Raw genomic sequence first — 16831 nt, 5'->3', positions numbered from 1 at the left:
GAGTGGGAAAGGGTGAACAGTGAATGGTGAACAGCGCGAATGGAGTGCGTCGTAGCTCGAAGCGGATTGCCGCGCGCAGGACGCCTTGGTTTAGGTTTCCTGAGTGACGCGGAGGACTTCTTCGATGGTGGTGATGCCGGTAACGGCTTTGGCGATGCCGTCCTCATACATGGTGCGCATGCCTTCGGCACGGGCCTGGCGTTCGATTTCGCCGGCATCGGCGCGCTGCATGACCAGGCGACGGAGGCTGTCGGTCATCACGAGGAACTCCATGATGGCGCGGCGGCCGCGATAACCTGTCGGATTGGCGGCGCTGCTGCCGGGCTTCCACAGACGGATCGGGCGCTCGTCGGTGTATTTGTGCAGTTCGAACTGCTCGATCACCTCGGGCAGGGCTTCGTATGAAGTTGCGGTTTCCGGATCGAGCCGGCGTACCAGGCGCTGCGCAAGGATGCCGTTGACGGTCGAGCCCAGGAGGTAATCCTCCACGCCCATGTCGAGCATGCGGGTGATGCCGCCCGCAGCGCTGTTGGTGTGCAGGGTCGACAGCACCAGGTGGCCGGTCAGCGCGGACTGGATGGCGATGCGGCAGGTTTCCAGATCGCGCATTTCGCCGATCATGATCACGTCCGGATCCTGGCGCACGATCGAGCGCAGGGCACCGGCAAAATCCAGGCCGATCTGCGGCTTCACCTGGATCTGGTTGATGCCTTCGATCTGGTACTCGACCGGATCCTCGACTGTGATGATCTTCACGTCGGGCGTGTTGATCTTCGAGAGCGCGGTGTAGAGCGTCGTGGTCTTGCCCGAACCGGTCGGACCCGTCACCAGAAGAATGCCGTGCGGACGCTCAAGCACGTCGACGAAGCGCGACTGGAACCGCGGGGTGAAACCCAGCTCCGAGAAATCGAACACCACCGATTCGCGGTCGAGGATACGCATCACCACCGATTCACCGAAGCTGGTCGGCACGGTGGACACGCGCAGGTCCAGCTCCTTGCCCTGCACGCGCAACTGAATGCGACCGTCCTGCGGCAGGCGCCGTTCGGCGATATTGAGCTTGGCCATGATCTTGACGCGCGAAATCACCGCAGCCGTCGAGCTGGAGGGCGGCGCCTCCACTTCGTGCAGCACGCCGTCGATGCGGTAGCGCACCTTCAGGCGGTTTTCGAAGGGCTCGATATGCACGTCGGACGCACGCTGTTCCACGGCGCGTTGCAGGATCAGGTTCACCAGGCGGATGACGGGCGCCTCGGATGCCAGGTCGCGCAGGTGCTCGACGTCGTCTTCGGCGGCGATGCCGCCATCGAGATTTTCCACGATGGTGCCCATCGCCGAACGCCCGCTGCCGTAATACCGCTCGATCAGGTCATCGATCTCCGATCGAAGACCAATGCGCAAGCTGACGGGGCGGCCCGCGGCCAACTCGACCGCCTGAAGGGGATAAGGGTCGGCGGGGTCGGACACCACCAGGGCCAGATCATCGTCGCCCTGGCGGACCGGAACCACGTGGTGGTGCTTCAGGAACCGCAGCGAGAGGTCCAGTTCGGCCGGCGGCAAGTCGGGGGCCTCGCGCGCCGCCATGAGCGGCGTGTGCAGCAGCTCCGACCAGGCATCGGCCAGATCGCGCTCGGACACCAGCCCGAGGCGGGCCAGCAGGGCCGTCAACGTCCCTTCCGGCGACTCTTCATGCAGGCGCCTGGCGCGCGCCAGATCGGTGTCTTTCAGGCGCCCTCGCATGACCAGCAAGTCGCACACGGCGGCCTCGCGGCCCGGCTCCTGCTGACTCTCCATGCTGGTCGCCGGCTTGACCGCTGCCGACATGTCGCCACCTCGTATCGTTGACTGCGCCCGTCATGGGCCACGGGACCGCTTTGCCATCCCGAACCAGGGGTGCATTGGTAGCACAACCCTCACCTAGCGTGGGACCTCGTCGTCTGAATTGGGAGGATTCGCATCAAAATCTGAAAGTCTCCGCTGGTCTGGCCTTCATCCTGCCCCGACACGGCCTTCGATTCGCCGACACCGGCACAGAGCACTCGCCTCTGAGACAATAGGTGTTTTCTGCATCAGATACGCGTATGGAACTGCTCGACATCGGCGCCAACCTCACCCATGAATCGTTTCATCACGATTTTGACGCCGTCATGCAACGCGCCCGTGACCACGGCGTCGTGCAGATGGTGGTCACCGGCGCCTCGAAAGAGGGCAGTACCCATGCGCTGGACCTGGCCCGACGCCTCCCGGGCGAGCTGTACGCCACCGCCGGCGTCCACCCGCACCATGCCATCGACTATGACGACGCCACCGATGCGCTGCTGCGCGAGCTGGCGGATCAACCGGAGGTGCGCGCCGTCGGCGAAACCGGCCTGGACTACAACCGCAACTATTCGCCGCGCGACGTGCAACTGGCCGTGTTCGAACGTCAGCTGCAGATTGCCGTGGACAAGGGCAAACCACTGTTCCTGCACCAGCGCGATGCGCACGAAGATTTCGTGAACCTGCTGCGCCGCTATCGCGAAAAGGTGCCGGCCGCCGTGGTGCATTGCTTCACCGATTCAGGCGACGCGCTGCGCGATTACCTGGCGCTCGACTGCCATATCGGCATCACCGGCTGGATCTGCGATGAGCGGCGAGGCACGCATTTGCGTGAGCTGGTGAAACGGATTCCGTCCCATCGCCTGATGATCGAAACCGATGCGCCGTACCTGCTGCCGCGCACGGTGAAACCCGCGCCGAGCCATCGCCGCAATGAACCGATGTACCTGCGCCACATCTGCCACGAAGTCGCGCGCGATCGTGGCGAGTCGGTGGAGGTGACGGCGGCGAACAGCACGGCGACGGCACGCGCCTTCTTCGGTATCTGAGCCGACTCAGGGCGCGAGCACGCGCGTTTCGCCGGGCGGTAGTCCGTCGAGCGCGTAACCGCCCACGCTGACGCGAATGAGTCGCAGCGTGGGGAATCCCACGGCGGCCGTCATGCGACGCACCTGGCGATTGCGACCTTCGCGCAGGGTGATGCTCAGCCAGCTGGTGGGAATGGCCTTGCGAAACCGCACGGGCGGATCGCGTGGCCACAGCCAGTCCGGTTCGACCGCATGCTCGGCACCGGCCGGCTGCGTGGGGCCATCGTTCAGAACGACGCCGCGTCGCAGGGCCTGCACGGCCTCGTCGGTGGCCGCGCCATCGACTTGCACGAGGTACGTCTTGGGTTGCTTGTGGCGCGGATCGGTGAGCCGGTGCGCCAGCCCACCATCATCCGTAAGCAGCAACAGGCCTTCGCTGTCGTAATCGAGCCGTCCCGCCGGATAGACGTTTTTCTGCTGCACGAATTCAGCCAGCGTGCGCTTGTCGCCTTCGCGGGTGAACTGGCACAGCACGTTGAACGGCTTGTTGAGCGCGATCAGCATGCGCTTCAGTGACTCGCGACGGACGCGGCCTCCGGCTTGACGAAACGCAGCGTCATGCGATCAGACTCGCCGATGGCCAGGTATTTGGCCTTGTCCTGCTCGCCCAGCGTCAGTGTCGGCGGCAAGGTCCAGACACCCTTCGGGTAATCCTTGGTGTCCTTCGGATTGGCGTTGACCTCGCTTTGCGCCTCAAGCTTGAAACCCGCCTCGGTCGCCAGCTTGATCACGTATGCCGTGGGCAGATAGCCGGATTCCTTGATGTCCTCGACGCGCGCCGTATCGAGCGCGCGATGATCGACAACGCCCAGCGTGCCGCCCGGACGCAGCGAGGCGAAGAAGGCCTTGAACATGGCCGGTGCCGTGTCCGCTTCGACCCAGTTGTGCACATTGCGGAACGTCAGCACGAGATCCGCCTTGCCCGGCTCGCCGATAACCGGCGCCTTCGGATCGAACTCGATGATCTGGGCCTTGCCGTAATGCGCCGGGTCCGCGGCGAATTTGGTGTGCAGGCCGCTGGCATCACGACGGGCCTCGCCTTCACCGGCGGGCCGTGCGATGGCGGCGATGTAATGGCCGTTGTCCTGCAGCAGCGGCGCCAGCACTTCGCTGTACCAGCCGCCCCCGGGGGTGATTTCGATAACCGTCATGTCCGGACGCAGGCCGAAGAACTGCAAGGTTTCCTTCGGATGACGATAGACATCGCGGGCGCGGTTCTTTTCCGATCGCCAGTCACCGGCCAGCACGGCATCGATCTGCGAGGCAGTGTAGTCGGTGGCACTGGTCGGCGGCACCAGGCCGCTTGCCGGCTGGTCCTGCGCGGCCGCCGTGCTCGCGGGTATGGAGTTGCCGCTGCAGGCGGCCAGCAAGGCGGTAACCAATACGGCGGAAAGATGGCGCTTCGACATGCGTGAGGCTCGGATGAAGGGTTCGGCGGCAGGCTAGCCGGCGGATTGTGGGGGCGTTGTGAGTACAGGACGGCCCGGAGGGGCCATCCTGCAAGTGTGTAGCCCGATGGCGCACGGTGCCATCGGGCGTTCGGCAGAGTTGCCAGGCGCGGGCGGATGAGACACCCGCCCGGGCGAGCTCAGAATTTGATCACCGAGCGAATCACCTTGCCCTCATGCATCAGGTCGAAGGCATCGTTGATGCGTTCCAGCGGCAGCACTTCGGTGATCATCTCGTCGATCTTGATCTCGCCGCCCATATAGCGCTCGACGTAGCCGGGCAGCTGCGAGCGACCCTTCACGCCGCCAAAGGCGGAGCCGCGCCACACGCGACCGGTCACCAGCTGGAACGGACGCGTGCTGATTTCCTGGCCCGCGCCGGCGACGCCGATAATCACCGACTCGCCCCAGCCCTTGTGGCAGCACTCGAGGGCCGAACGCATGACGTTGACGTTGCCGATGCACTCGAACGAATAGTCGACGCCGCCGTCGGTGAGGTCGACGATCACCTGCTGCACCGGCGTATCCGGGTAATCACGCGGATTGACGAAGTCCGTGGCGCCCAGCGCCTTCGCCATGGCGAATTTGTCCGGATTGGTGTCGACCACGACGATGCGGCCGGCCTTCGCCATCACCGCGCCCTGCACCACGGACAAGCCAATGCCGCCGAGGCCGAACACGGCCACGCTCGCACCCGGCTCCACCTTGGCCGTGTTGAGCACCGCGCCGATACCGGTGGTGATGCCGCAGCCGAGCAGGCATACCTTGTCCAGCGGCGCTTCCTTGCTGATCTTTGCCAGCGAAATTTCCGGCAGCACGGTGTATTCGCTGAACGTGCTGGTGCCCATGTAATGCAGGATCGGCTTGCCGTTGAGCGAGAAGCGCGACGTACCATCCGGCATCAGGCCCTTGCCCTGCGTTACGCGAATTTTCTGGCAGAGGTTGGTCTTGCCTGAGAGACAGAACTTGCACTCGCCGCATTCGGGCGTGTACAGCGGAATGACGTGGTCGCCCGGCTTGAGCGTGGTAACGCCTTCGCCGACTTCTTCCACGATGCCGCCGCCTTCATGGCCCAGGATCACCGGGAACAAGCCTTCCGGATCGGCGCCCGACAGCGTGAAGGCGTCGGTATGACACACGCCCGTGGCGACGATGCGCACGAGCACTTCGCCAGCCCTGGGCTTGGCGACGTCCACTTCCTCGATGGTGAGGGGCTTGCCTGCTTCCCAGGCGACCGCGGCACGAGATTTCATGGGGTGTTTCCTTCTGATCAAAAACCTAACGGACTATTGTGGGGTTTCGCGACGGAGAGGGGTAGCGTTATGTCGCCTCGCCGCGTCCTTCGGCGGCACTCGCCATCGCCGCGGCATAGCATTTGGCTTCGCCACGGATCCAGTCGCGGAAAATGTTGAGGCCCGCGTGATCGCGCGAACGCGCCGGATAGACGAGGTAATAGGCCTCCGGAATGCGCATGTACTGATTGCCCAGCACCTGCAGCAAACCGGCCTCGACGAGCGGTCGCGCCGTGACCATGCGCCCGAGGGCGACGCCCATGCCTTCGAGCGCGGCGCGCTGCAGCGCGTCGGTGTTGTCGAATTGCGCGACGAAGCGTTTGGGCGGTGCACCACCAAAGCGCGCAAACCAACCCGCCCAGCGGCCACCCGGATCGCCCAGCAGCGGCCACTCTTCCACGCTGGTGGCATTGAGGTGAGACATGCGCGCCATCAGCGACGGCGCGGCCACGGGCGCGATCCATTCGCCGAAGAGGTGTTCGGTCTGCACGCCGGGCCAGGTGCCCATGCCATAACGCAAAGTGGCATCGACGGGATCGCGCTCGAAGTCGACCAGCTCGACGCTCGACTGCAGGTTGAGCTCAAGCTCCGGATGCGCCGCCACCAGGCGGGCAAGCCGGGGCACCAGCCAACTCGACATGACGCCGGGAATCGTATTGATGGTCAGCGCCTCTTCGCGTCGGCAGCGGTAGGTCGCCATGGCGCGATCGATGCCCTCGAAGTGATGCGCGACGGCCTCAAGCAGGCGGCGCCCTTCCGCCGTGAGTTGCACGCCACGCGGGCCACGATCGAACAGCTTGCGCTCCACGCGCTGCTCCAGCTGGCGGATCTGGTGGCTGAGCGCGCTGACGGTCAGGTTGGACTGCTCGGCGGCACGCGACAGGTTTCCCAGCCGCGCGGCCATGACGAACTGCTGCAACAGGTCCAGCGATATCCGCGACATGTTGAAATCCCCTCAAGCCTGACTTGCGAATATATCGCTTTTTCGGGACCTGGGACCTGGCTACCTTGAGCGCCCTGCCAGTTGGCAGTCACTCGTGAGGTGTCGTCATGGCTTCCTTGTTTACGGGTTTGCTGTTTATGCACGGGCACATTACGGATCCGGAGCTCGCCCGGCGGCTTGCCGGGGTGGAGTCGGAGGCTGCGCCTCCTGTGAAGCCGGCTGCATACAGAGCAGTGAAGCCGGAGGCTGCGCCTCCTGTGAAGCCGGCCGCTGTCGCAGCCTGTAAAGCCGCTCGCTAACGCGAGCTGTAAACGGGGAAAAGCGGAGATCCGCGGCGAACAGGGCCTGAGGCTTTTCCCTGTTCCCTGTTTACAGCCCGCGAAGCGGGCGGCTTTACAGGCTGCGCAGCAGCCGGCCCCGCAGCCCGCGCAGCAGGCGACTTAACGGCGGCGCGACTTGCGGTCTGCTACCCATAGAGCGACCACCCTCCCAACACCCTCAACTCGCCGCCCCACCGCCATGGCCCAGCGCATCCTGCTCGCCGCCCGCCCCAAGGGTGAACCCACGCCGGCCGATTTCCGGCTCGAGGACGTCGAACTCGCCGAGCCGTCCCAAGGCCAGGTTTTGCTTCGCGTGCTCTACCTCTCGCTGGATCCGTACATGCGTGGCCGGATGAGCACCGCGAAGTCCTACGCCAAACCGGTAGAGATCGGCGAGGTGATGGAAGGTGGCACCGTCGCCCAGGTCATCGCCTCCAGGGATCCTGCGTATCAGGCCGGCGACATCGTGCTCGCCTACGCAGGCTGGCAAACGCATGCACTGGCATCGCCGAAGCAGATCGTGCGCAAGCTCGATCCCACGCAGGCGCCGGTGTCCACGGCGCTTGGCGTCTACGGGATGCCGGGCTTCACGGCGTGGTCCGGCTTGCGCGAAATCGGCAAGCCCAAGGCGGGTGAAACGCTGGTGGTGGCGGCCGCCAGTGGGGCCGTCGGTTCCGTGGTGGGGCAAATCGCGAAGCTGCACGGCGCGCGTGCCGTCGGTATCGCCGGCGGCCCCGACAAGTGCGCCTATGTGCGCGATGAACTGGGCTTCGATGTCGCCATCGATCACCGCGCGCCGGATTTCGCCGGGCAATTGAAGCAGGCCTGCCCCGATGGCATCGATGTCTATTTCGAGAATGTCGGCGGCGCCGTGTGGGATGCCGTGTGGCCGCTGCTCAATACTTACGCCCGCGTGCCGCTGTGCGGACTGATTGCCAGCTACAACGACGACGGCTCGAACAAAGGAGAGAACGATCGCCTTCCCGCGCTCATGCGCAGCGTGCTGACACGCAGCATCACTTTGCGTGGCTTCATCCAGTCGGAGTTCGTGCGTTCGTATCCGGAGTTCCTGAAGGAAATGGGTGGGTGGCTGCGTGATGGCTCGATGCGCTATCGCGAAGACATCGTCGAGGGGCTCGCCAGTGCGCCCGACGCCTTCATCGGTCTGCTCAAGGGTCGCAACTTCGGCAAGCTCCTGGTTCATCTGGGCGACCCGGACTGATCGCCGCAACATCCTTTCGACGTGCCCTCTGGCATGCTTCATCTCTTGCCGCCCAGGAATGACACGTCATGCAACAGCGCCCCCTTGGAAAGTCGTCGCTTACCGTCGCCCCGCTCGCTTTCGGTGGCAACGTCTTCGGCTGGAGCGTCGATGAAAAGCGCTCCTTTGCCCTGCTCGATGCCTTCGTCGATGCGGGCTTCAACCTGATCGATACGGCCGACGCCTACTCGGCGTGGGTGCCGGGCAATCGCGGCGGCGAATCGGAAACCATCATCGGCAAGTGGCTGCGCCAGAGCGGCAAGCGCGACCATGTGGTCATCGCCACCAAGGTCGCCAAGTGGAACGAACATCCGGGCCTGTCGCCGATCAATATCCGCCAGGCCGTGGAGGGTTCGCTCCAGCGCCTGCAAACCGATGTCATCGACCTTTACCAGGCGCATCAGGACGATGCGACCGTGCCTTTGCACGAAACGCTCGGCGAATTCTCGCGACTGATCGAGGAGGGCAAGGTACGCGTGATTGGCGCGTCCAACTACAACGCCGATCGCCTTGAGGAATCGCTGCAGGTCGCCGCGCGATACACCTTGCCGCGCTACGAAACCCTGCAGCCGGAATACAACCTGGTCAGCCGCGCAGGTTACGAGAAGGAACTCGAACCGCTCGCACTGAAGCACGGCCTTGGCGTAATCAACTACTACGCACTGGCCAGCGGCTTCCTCAGCGGCAAGTACCGCACGCAGGCCGATCTGGCCAAGAGCGTGGCGCGGGGCGGCGGCGTGGCGAAATACCTCAATCCCAAGGGACTCGCGGTGCTGGATGCGCTGGACAAGGTGGCGGCGGCGCACAACGCCAGGCCCTCGCAAGTGGCACTGGCATGGCTGATGGCGCGACCGGGCATTACTGCACCGATCGCCAGCGCCACCAGCCTCGATCAGCTCGACGAGCTGCTCGGCGCCACGACGCTTGAACTGCACCGCGACGAGATCGCACTGCTGGACAACGCCAGCGCCTGATCCCTGCGGCGGGAAGGACGTGCGTCAGTTCCCGCCGTTGTCGGCTGCCTGGTCGGCGGCTTCGTCCTGCTCCTGCGGCGACTGCACCGTATAGCCACGCGCCTTGAGCTGGGCGAGGTAGCCGTTCGCGGAAAGGACTTCGTCCATCGGCAGCAAGGCAAACGTCTGCGCGTTGCTGGACAGAGCGCGATCGACCGATTCGAACCACAACTGGCGGACGTGTTGCTCAACGTCCTTGAAGCCCAGCTTTTCCGCGAAACTCGCGCCGGTGATCGCCTGGATGCAGGCTTCGCGGCCATCCTTCATCGGCAGGCTGCGCAGGGCGTCGATATCGCCAACGGCCCAGGCATTGGCGCGCGCCGTCACCTGGCCCAGGCCGTGCTCAACGGTGTCCAGCGTCTGGGTGAAGCACGGCCGGTCTTCCATTGACGCGCTCTTGAACATCTTCACCGCGGCGCGCGGCTCCTCGATTTCCATCTGGTAACGCGTGGCTGTGACCTTCACATTGTGCTTCTTGGCCAGGTCGCGCACGGTGTCCTTGACGCCGCCGGAACTATTGAGGCCATTGCGCTTGATGGCTTTTTCGTAAAGCTCGAAAGCCGCGAACATGGGCCGCCAGTCCTCGATGCTGCGATCGCTGCCAATGTATTGCTGCTTGAGGCGCGTCCAGCGCGCGTAGTCTTCCGGCGAAACCTCTTCCTGCAAACTCTTGCCATCGGGGTTCTTGCGCGCGCCGATCAGTGACGGCAGCAGGAACAGCTTGCCGAAAAAGCCCGTCTTGGCCTTGAGGCCGAATGCCGGCGCCGTCAGCACTTCCTGCGAGTGCGCGATGACGTCGTCGATTTCGTCGGTCTTCCACTGCATGCGCTCAGGCAAGGGCGACAGGGTGCCGAGCACCCACATCACGTGGTCACCCTTGGTGACTTTCCACAGGCCCGGGCCCGGCTGGATGCCGCTGACGACCACTGCATCGAGATTGGCGACCGAACCTGCCGGTGCAGGTGCCGCGTCCTGCGCCATGGCAGAGCCAGAGGCAAGCAGCATCAAGGCAACAAGCGAACGCAACTTACGCATCAATCCGGACTCCTGTGGATGGGATCATTCGCGGCGACCTTGCCGCGTCCCGTCAGACGAAGGATCGCATGAAAGGTTCAATACGACGGAACCAGGGCATTCAGCGCGCAGGCGGCCAACACGCACCAGCACACCGCAGCCCAGGCCGGCAGCCGCCAACGCCATGCCGCCAGCCAGGCGATGGCCACGATGCCCACGTCGCCCGGCGCATGGATGGCCCCTATCCAGACCGGATTCCAGAAGGCCGCCAGCAACAAGCCAACCACGGCGGCATGCACGCCAGCCGCCGCGTGGCGCCACCGGTCGTGCGCGGCGAATCGGTGCCACCACGGCAACACGCCGACGACCAGCAGCAGTCCCGGCACGAACATCGCCAGCAATCCAGCCAACGCCCCCGGCCATCCAGCGATGCGTTGGCCGAGGAAGGTCGCCAGCGAGAACATCGGCCCCGGCACCGCCTGGGCAGCACCGTAACCGGCGAGGAAACTGTTCTCGTCAATCAGTCCGGGCACCACCAGCGATTGTTTGAGCAAGGGCAGCACGACATGGCCACCCCCAAAGACCAGCGCACCCGCCTGGTACAAGGCTGCCGTCGTGCGTTGCCAAAGCGGACCATGCGCGATGAATGCGAAGCTGGCGACCAGCATCAGCGCGTAACCGATCAACGCCCAGCTTCCGCTGCCGCGCGCTGCCGGCGCTACGGCTACTTCACCGCATGACATGTCGCGACGCAGGGCCAGGCCGAGTCCCGCCGCCAGCAACACGGCCAGCCATGACATCCACGGCTGTGGCCAGAACAACAACGCTGCTCCCACCAGCACGGCGATGCATCGACGCGGCGCGTCGGGGATCAGGTTGCGCCACATCCCGGCCATCGCCTGCCCGACCACCACGACGGCCACCAGCTTCAAGCCGTGGATGACCGCGCCACCCCACGGACCACGCGGCAGCCACAGCGCGAACGCGAACATCAGCAAGGCCGACGGAAGCGTGAACCCCGCAAACGCCGCCAGCCCGCCACGCCATCCGGCGCGATGCAGGCCGATGGCGAAACCCAGCTGGCTGCTGGCCGGCCCTGGCAGAAGCTGGCACAGGCCCAGCAAGTGCGCGAAATGGGTTTCGTCCAGCCACTGACGTTGCGTCACGAACGCGCGACGAAAGTATCCCAGGTGCGCGATGGGTCCACCGAACGACGTCAGGCCCAGGGACAGGAAGGCCAGGAAAACGTGCCAGGCGGCATGGGGCTTGGGAGTCGGCATGGTTGAAGACTAGCGGGCCGTCCTTGCGAACGTGTTGCGCTGGCGAGGCGGCGGTGCGATCGGGCACCCAAGAATTTACGCGTTCTATACGCCAACGCTGGATTTCGCTACCCCTTTGTTATGCGCCGCTTTCGACAATGGGCACCGTTCCCAACCCACACGGCGCCTTGATTCCATGGACGTCATCTACCTGCTCTTTTCGTTCGTCCTGCTCGCCGCATCGATCGGTTTCCTGCTGATCTGCGACCGACTCGGTCGCCGTCCCTGACGCGGAGTTTCCCCATGAACATTTTCTATGCCCTGGCCGCGGTCATCGCCGTGGCCTTGCTGGGTTACCTGTGCGTGGCCCTGCTCAAGCCGGAGTGGTTTGAATGACTTCCAATGACTTGCTCCAACTGGCGATCTACCTGGTCGTGCTGTTGCTGCTGGTGAAGCCCGTCGGTGCGTATATGGCCCTGGTCTTCGCCGAGCAGGCCAACGGCGTGACACGCAAGGGTGCGCCGATCGAAAAGGCTCTGTACCGCCTCAGCGGCGTCGATGCGGGCGAGCAGATGGGCTGGCGTCGCTACGCGTTCGCCATGCTGCTGTTCAACATGGCTGGCTTGCTGGTGGTGTATGCGCTGCAGCGCGTGCAGCAGTGGTTGCCGCTGAATCCGCAGCACTTTGGTGCAGTGACGCCGGACTCGGCGATGAACACCGCCATCAGCTTTGTCGCCAATACCAACTGGCAGGGTTACGGCGGCGAAAGCACGATGAGCTATCTCACGCAGATGCTCGGCCTGGCCGTACAGAATTTCCTCTCGGCGGCGACGGGCATTGCCGTGCTAGTGGCCGTGGTGCGTGGCTTCGCCCGTCGCAGCGCCGACAGCGTCGGCAACTTCTGGGTCGACATGACGCGCAGCACGGTCTACATCCTGTTGCCGTTCTCGTTCATCCTGGCTTTGCTGCTGGCATCGCAGGGCGTGGTGCAGAACCTGCGTGACTACGTCGATGTCCCGACGGTGCAGGCCACGACCATGACCGAAACCGTCAAGGATGCTAACGGCAATGTCGTCAAGGATGCGCAGGGCCACGATGTCACGCGTACGTCACCGGTGAGTTCGCAAACCCTGCCGATGGGCCCCGCCGCGTCGCAGATCGCGATCAAGCAGCTGGGTACCAATGGCGGTGGCTTTTTCAACGCCAACTCCGCGCATCCGTACGAAAACCCGACACCTTTCAGCAATTTCCTCGAGATGCTGGCGATCTTTTTGATCCCGGCGGGACTTTGCTACACCTTCGGCAGCATGGTGGGAGACCGGCGGCAGGGCTGGGCGATCCTCGCCACCATGCTGCTGATCTTCATCCCGCTCACCGCTGGCGTCATTGCCGCCGAGCAGGCCGCCAGCCCCGCCATGCACGGCCTGGCGCTCGATACCCATGCCAGCGCCTTGCAGTCGGGCGGCAACATGGAGGGCAAGGAAACCCGTTTTGGCATCGCCTCCAGCGGCTTGTTCACCGCGATTACCACGGCCGCTTCCTGTGGCGCGGTCAACAACATGCACGACTCGCTCACGCCGCTCGGTGGCCTCGTTCCCATGTGGCTGATGCAGCTGGGCGAGGTGATCTTCGGCGGCGTCGGCTCGGGTCTTTACGGCATGCTGGCCTTCGCGGTGGTGGCCGTTTTCATCGCCGGACTGATGGTCGGCCGCACGCCGGAGTACCTCGGCAAGAAGATTGAAGCGCACGAAATGAAAATGGCCAGCCTCGCCGTGCTGGTGCCTTGCGCGCTCGTGGTGGTGGGTACGGCCGTTGCTGTAATGACGCCTGCGGGTGTTGCGGGCGTCGCCAATCCGGGTGCGCACGGCTTCAGCGAAATGCTTTATGCCGTGACCTCCGCCGCGAACAACAACGGCAGCGCCTTCGGTGGCCTGTCCGCCAATACGCCCTTCTGGAACGTCCTGCTTGGCATCTGCATGTTCCTGGCGCGCTTCCTCCTGGCCATCGCCATGCTCGCCATGGCCGGTTCGCTCGCCGCCAAGCGCCATGTACCTGCCTCCGCCGGCACGCTGCCGACGCATACGCCGCTCTTCGTGGTCCTGCTCGCCTGCATCGTCATCGTGGTCGGCGCACTTACCTTCCTTCCCGCACTGGCACTTGGCCCGATCGCCGAGTTCCTGATGTCGGCTCATTGATTCACGAGGCATCGACTCATGTCATCGCATTCGCATGCAATGCGCGGTTTCGATCGCGAACTGATTCTCAAGGCCATGGCCGACGCCGTGCGCAAGCTGTCGCCGAAGCAGCAGTTCCGCAATCCGGTGATGTTCGTGGTCTTCGTATGCAGCGTGCTGACCACGCTGCTGTGGGGCCAGGCGCTGGCCGGGCACGGCGAGGCGCCCGCCAGCTTCATCTTCTGGGTGAGCATCTGGCTGTGGTTCACGCTGCTGTTCGCCAACTTCGCCGAAGCCATTGCCGAAGGACGCGGCAAGGCGCAGGCCGAGTCGCTGCGCAGCTCGCGCAAGGACGTACTGGCCAAGAAGCTGTCGGCGCCGCACAAGGATTCCTCGGTGGTGTTCGTCACCTCCAGTGACCTTCGCAGCGGCGACCTGGTGCTGGTCGAAGCCGGCGAGACGCTGCCTGGCGATGGCGAAGTGGTGGTCGGTGCAGCAAGCGTCGATGAGAGCGCCATCACGGGTGAATCCGCACCGGTGATCCGCGAGTCGGGCGGCGATCGCAGCGCCGTCACCGGTGGCACGCGCGTGCTCTCCGACTGGCTGGTCGTGCGCATCACCAGCAATCCGGGCGAGAGCTTCCTCGACCGAATGATCGCGATGGTCGAAGGCGCATCGCGTCGCAAGACGCCGAACGAAATCGCCCTCACGATCATGCTGGCGAAGTTCACGCTGATCTTCCTGCTGGCCTGCGCCACGCTGCTGCCCTACTCGATCTACAGCGTGCAGGCCGCTGGCCACGGCCATCCGATCACGCTCACCGTGCTGGTCGCGCTGCTGGTCTGCCTGATCCCCACCACCATTGGCGCGCTTCTCTCCGCCATCGGCATTGCCGGCATGGAGCGCATGATCCGCGCCAACGTGATCGCCACGTCCGGTCGCGCAGTTGAGGCGGCCGGCGACGTGGACGTGCTTCTGCTCGACAAGACCGGAACGATCACGCTGGGCAATCGCCAGGCGGTGGCGTTCCTGCCGGCGCCGGGTGTCGAGGAATCGATCCTCGCCGATGCCGCGCAACTCGCCTCGCTGGCGGACGAAACACCCGAAGGCCGCAGCGTCGTGGTGCTGGCGAAGGAGCGTTTCGGCCTGCGCGAGCGCCAGATTGAACAGGACCATGCGGTGTTCGTGCCCTTCACGGCACAGACCCGCATGAGTGGCGTGGATATCGGCGAACGTCACATCCGCAAGGGCGCGCTCGATGCAGTGGAGAAGTATCTGGAGGCCGGTGGCAGCCATCTCCCGCCGCTCGTGAAGCGAGTCGCCGAGGAAGTGGCCCGCCGGGGCGCAACGCCGTTGATTGTCACCGAAGGGTCGACCGCATTGGGCGTGATCGAGCTGAAGGACATCGTCAAGGGCGGCATTCGCGAACGCTTCGCTGAAATGCGCCGCATGGGGATCAAGACGGTGATGATCACCGGCGACAATCCGCTGACGGCCGCTGCCATTGCTGCTGAAGCCGGTGTCGATGACTTTCTCGCCGAAGCCACGCCGGAAGCCAAGCTCAAGTTGATCCGCAAGATTCAGGCGGAAAACCGCCTGGTGGCGATGTGTGGCGACGGGACCAACGATGCGCCCGCCCTGGCGCAGGCGGACGTGGCCGTCGCCATGAACACCGGCACGCAGGCCGCGAAAGAAGCCGGCAACATGGTCGACCTGGATTCGAATCCGACCAAGCTCATCGAAGTGGTGGCGATCGGCAAGCAGATGCTGATCACGCGCGGTGCGTTGACGACGTTCTCGATCGCCAACGACATCGCGAAGTACTTCGCCATCATTCCGGCGGCCTTCGCCACGACCTACCCCGCGCTTGACACTCTCAACGTCATGCACCTGGCCACGCCGCAGAGCGCCATCCTGTCGGCGGTGATCTTCAACGCGCTGATCATCATCTGCCTGATCCCGCTGGCACTGAAAGGCGTGAAGTATCGCGCGCTGGGCGCCGCTGCCCTGCTTCGCCGCAACCTGCTGGTCTATGGCCTTGGCGGCATGGTCGTGCCGTTCGCCGGCATCAAGTTGATCGACATGTTGCTGGTGCTGATCGGGCTCGCCTGATCGCACCGACCTTTGCTGGAGATCCTCATGCACACCCTCACACTTTCCGTTTCGCTCCCCGACGCCGCGCATCCCGCGATGGAACTGCGCCTGTCGTCGGACGACTCGCCTTGCGACGTCGTGATTGCGCTGCCTGCGCCGAACGCGTCCAACGTGATTCCCCTGCCGCCGCGCCAGCGCGATGACGCATCCGCTGACGACGACTACGTGCTTGGCGGTTACGCCGGCATTTGATTTCACCTTCTGCAGCGCGCAGCGCGCGCCGGAGTCCTTCATGAATTACCGTTCCTCCCTTCCGCTTTCCCTTCTTGCCGCGCTCGGATGTCTGGCCAGCACCTCGGCTGATGCCGAGACCACCGTGACGGGCAATGTCGCCGTCACTTCCGACTATCTGTTTCGCGGACTCACCCAGACCTGGGCCCATCCGGCGATCCAGGGCGGCGCCGACCTGAGCCTTGATAATGGCTTCGCCGCCGGCACCTGGGCGTCCAGCGTCAGTGACCACAGTTACCCGCATGGCTCCATGGAGTGGGACGTCTACGCCAGCTACGGCACGTCGTTCGGCAAGGACTGGTCATGGCGCGCCGGCGTGTACGGCTACCTGTACCCGGGTGCCGAACTGAGCCTGCCCGGCATGCACCGCCGCTCCTTCGATACGGCCGAGGCCAATGTCAGCCTCACCTGGAAGTATGTGACGCTGAAGTACAACCAGGCGCTTACCGACTACTTCGGCGTCGATGTGGAGCAGGGCTACCGTGGCGACTCCCGCGGCACCTCCTATCTCCAGGTGGACGCTTCCGTGCCCCTGAGCGATGCGTGGAGCCTGTTGCTTCACGCGGGCCACACGCACTACACCACCACGCTGGTGACGCCGTTGGCGAACGGTGCGAGGGATCCGGGCTACAGCGACGCCAGTGTCGCCGCGAAATACCAGATCAGCACGCATGTCGCGGTCACCGCTGGCCTGTCGTATGCGGACAACCACGACTTCTACGGCAAGACGTGCAGTTTCATGCAGGCGTCGACGTGCCGTGACGTCGGCGGCAGTCGCGTCTTCGTCACCCTCCAGGGCACGTTCTGAGGACATTC

At 64.5% G+C, this 16831-nt stretch carries 15 protein-coding genes; 8 read left to right on the top strand and 7 right to left on the bottom strand.

Going from position 1 to position 16831, the window contains the following annotated elements; all coding sequences use genetic code 11:
* Window positions 1–90: 90 nt before the first annotated feature.
* Window positions 91–1824, bottom strand: coding sequence for a type II secretion system ATPase GspE (gene gspE, locus EYV96_RS11940; protein WP_131151785.1), 1734 nt, complete (start codon window positions 1822–1824; stop codon window positions 91–93).
* 257 nt (window positions 1825–2081) lie between these two features.
* Here gspE and EYV96_RS11935 point away from each other — a divergent pair, with 257 nt between their 5' ends.
* Window positions 2082–2867 carry a TatD family hydrolase gene (locus tag EYV96_RS11935; RefSeq protein ID WP_131151784.1) on the top strand — a complete coding sequence of 262 codons (786 nt, stop codon included), beginning with the start codon at window positions 2082–2084 and terminating at the stop codon, window positions 2865–2867.
* Between the two features lie 6 nt (window positions 2868–2873).
* Here the strand turns inward: EYV96_RS11935 and EYV96_RS11930 are convergent, their stop codons facing one another.
* The 4 genes from EYV96_RS11930 to EYV96_RS11915 all read right to left on the bottom strand — a co-directional run bounded on the left by EYV96_RS11930 (window position 2874) and on the right by EYV96_RS11915 (window position 6589).
* Window positions 2874–3410, bottom strand: a complete 537-nt coding sequence (locus EYV96_RS11930; protein ID WP_131151783.1) for a pseudouridine synthase — start codon at window positions 3408–3410, stop codon at window positions 2874–2876.
* A gap of 5 nt (window positions 3411–3415) precedes the next feature.
* Complete coding sequence (locus EYV96_RS11925) at window positions 3416–4315, bottom strand: class I SAM-dependent methyltransferase (protein WP_131151782.1); 900 nt, start codon at window positions 4313–4315, stop codon at window positions 3416–3418.
* Between the two features lie 179 nt (window positions 4316–4494).
* Window positions 4495–5607, bottom strand: a complete 1113-nt coding sequence (locus tag EYV96_RS11920) for an S-(hydroxymethyl)glutathione dehydrogenase/class III alcohol dehydrogenase (protein ID WP_131151781.1) — start codon at window positions 5605–5607, stop codon at window positions 4495–4497.
* 67 nt (window positions 5608–5674) lie between these two features.
* Window positions 5675–6589, bottom strand: a complete 915-nt coding sequence (locus tag EYV96_RS11915; protein ID WP_131151780.1) for a LysR substrate-binding domain-containing protein — start codon at window positions 6587–6589, stop codon at window positions 5675–5677.
* A 519-nt stretch (window positions 6590–7108) separates the two neighbouring features.
* On the opposite strand from EYV96_RS11915, the gene EYV96_RS11905 reads away from it, so the two are divergent.
* On the top strand, window positions 7109–8131 hold the full coding sequence (locus EYV96_RS11905; RefSeq protein WP_131151778.1) for an NADP-dependent oxidoreductase: 1023 nt from the start codon (window positions 7109–7111) through the stop codon (window positions 8129–8131).
* 68 nt (window positions 8132–8199) lie between these two features.
* Window positions 8200–9144 carry an aldo/keto reductase gene (locus tag EYV96_RS11900; RefSeq protein WP_131151777.1) on the top strand — a complete coding sequence of 315 codons (945 nt, stop codon included), beginning with the start codon at window positions 8200–8202 and terminating at the stop codon, window positions 9142–9144.
* A 24-nt stretch (window positions 9145–9168) separates the two neighbouring features.
* Here the strand turns inward: EYV96_RS11900 and EYV96_RS11895 are convergent, their stop codons facing one another.
* Together EYV96_RS11895 and chrA are read right to left on the bottom strand one after the other, a co-directional pair.
* Window positions 9169–10218 carry a TraB/GumN family protein gene (locus EYV96_RS11895; RefSeq protein ID WP_131151776.1) on the bottom strand — a complete coding sequence of 350 codons (1050 nt, stop codon included), beginning with the start codon at window positions 10216–10218 and terminating at the stop codon, window positions 9169–9171.
* A 77-nt stretch (window positions 10219–10295) separates the two neighbouring features.
* Window positions 10296–11477: a chromate efflux transporter gene (gene chrA / locus EYV96_RS11890; protein ID WP_131151775.1), complete on the bottom strand. Its 1182-nt coding sequence runs from the start codon at window positions 11475–11477 to the stop codon at window positions 10296–10298.
* Between the two features lie 282 nt (window positions 11478–11759).
* Between chrA and kdpF the strand changes: the two genes are divergently transcribed.
* Genes kdpF through EYV96_RS11865 form a run of 5 tightly spaced genes read left to right on the top strand, consistent with a single transcriptional unit; the run spans window position 11760 to window position 16823 of the window.
* Entirely contained in the window at window positions 11760–11852 is a 93-nt protein-coding gene (kdpF, locus tag EYV96_RS11885; RefSeq protein ID WP_131151774.1) for a K(+)-transporting ATPase subunit F, read from the top strand.
* The gene (gene kdpA, locus EYV96_RS11880; RefSeq protein ID WP_131151773.1) at window positions 11849–13651 is read left to right on the top strand and encodes a potassium-transporting ATPase subunit KdpA; all 1803 of its coding nucleotides are present in this window, start codon (window positions 11849–11851) and stop codon (window positions 13649–13651) included. Before kdpF ends, kdpA begins: the two co-directional genes overlap by 4 nt.
* Window positions 13652–13669: 18 nt before the next feature.
* A complete protein-coding gene (gene kdpB, locus EYV96_RS11875; protein ID WP_131151772.1) occupies window positions 13670–15742 on the top strand; it encodes a potassium-transporting ATPase subunit KdpB in 2073 nt (690 codons plus the stop codon).
* Window positions 15743–15769: 27 nt separating this feature from the next.
* The gene (locus tag EYV96_RS11870; RefSeq protein ID WP_131151771.1) at window positions 15770–15976 is read left to right on the top strand and encodes a hypothetical protein; all 207 of its coding nucleotides are present in this window, start codon (window positions 15770–15772) and stop codon (window positions 15974–15976) included.
* A gap of 40 nt (window positions 15977–16016) precedes the next feature.
* Window positions 16017–16823, top strand: coding sequence for a TorF family putative porin (locus tag EYV96_RS11865; RefSeq protein WP_131151770.1), 807 nt, complete (start codon window positions 16017–16019; stop codon window positions 16821–16823).
* Window positions 16824–16831 lie beyond the last annotated feature (8 nt).

The organism is Dyella terrae (assembly GCF_004322705.1).
In the GTDB taxonomy this organism is placed as follows: domain Bacteria; phylum Pseudomonadota; class Gammaproteobacteria; order Xanthomonadales; family Rhodanobacteraceae; genus Dyella_D; species Dyella_D terrae.
Note: the sequence above shows the minus strand (reverse complement) of the source record. Positions and strands in the feature narration are given on the sequence as shown.

What these genes read in the sequence shown, in the direction of transcription:
- gspE (WP_131151785.1), bottom strand. Translation starts at nt 1,824, where the DNA reads ATGTCGGCAGCGGTCAAGCCGGCGACCAGCATGGAGAGTCAGCAGGAG.
- EYV96_RS11935 (WP_131151784.1), top strand. Translation starts at nt 2,082, where the DNA reads ATGGAACTGCTCGACATCGGCGCCAACCTCACCCATGAATCGTTTCAT.
- EYV96_RS11930 (WP_131151783.1), bottom strand. Translation starts at nt 3,410, where the DNA reads ATGCTGATCGCGCTCAACAAGCCGTTCAACGTGCTGTGCCAGTTCACC.
- EYV96_RS11925 (WP_131151782.1), bottom strand. Translation starts at nt 4,315, where the DNA reads ATGTCGAAGCGCCATCTTTCCGCCGTATTGGTTACCGCCTTGCTGGCC.
- EYV96_RS11920 (WP_131151781.1), bottom strand. Translation starts at nt 5,607, where the DNA reads ATGAAATCTCGTGCCGCGGTCGCCTGGGAAGCAGGCAAGCCCCTCACC.
- EYV96_RS11915 (WP_131151780.1), bottom strand. Translation starts at nt 6,589, where the DNA reads ATGTCGCGGATATCGCTGGACCTGTTGCAGCAGTTCGTCATGGCCGCG.
- EYV96_RS11905 (WP_131151778.1), top strand. Translation starts at nt 7,109, where the DNA reads ATGGCCCAGCGCATCCTGCTCGCCGCCCGCCCCAAGGGTGAACCCACG.
- EYV96_RS11900 (WP_131151777.1), top strand. Translation starts at nt 8,200, where the DNA reads ATGCAACAGCGCCCCCTTGGAAAGTCGTCGCTTACCGTCGCCCCGCTC.
- EYV96_RS11895 (WP_131151776.1), bottom strand. Translation starts at nt 10,218, where the DNA reads ATGCGTAAGTTGCGTTCGCTTGTTGCCTTGATGCTGCTTGCCTCTGGC.
- chrA (WP_131151775.1), bottom strand. Translation starts at nt 11,477, where the DNA reads ATGCCGACTCCCAAGCCCCATGCCGCCTGGCACGTTTTCCTGGCCTTC.
- kdpF (WP_131151774.1), top strand. Translation starts at nt 11,760, where the DNA reads ATGAACATTTTCTATGCCCTGGCCGCGGTCATCGCCGTGGCCTTGCTG.
- kdpA (WP_131151773.1), top strand. Translation starts at nt 11,849, where the DNA reads ATGACTTCCAATGACTTGCTCCAACTGGCGATCTACCTGGTCGTGCTG.
- kdpB (WP_131151772.1), top strand. Translation starts at nt 13,670, where the DNA reads ATGTCATCGCATTCGCATGCAATGCGCGGTTTCGATCGCGAACTGATT.
- EYV96_RS11870 (WP_131151771.1), top strand. Translation starts at nt 15,770, where the DNA reads ATGCACACCCTCACACTTTCCGTTTCGCTCCCCGACGCCGCGCATCCC.
- EYV96_RS11865 (WP_131151770.1), top strand. Translation starts at nt 16,017, where the DNA reads ATGAATTACCGTTCCTCCCTTCCGCTTTCCCTTCTTGCCGCGCTCGGA.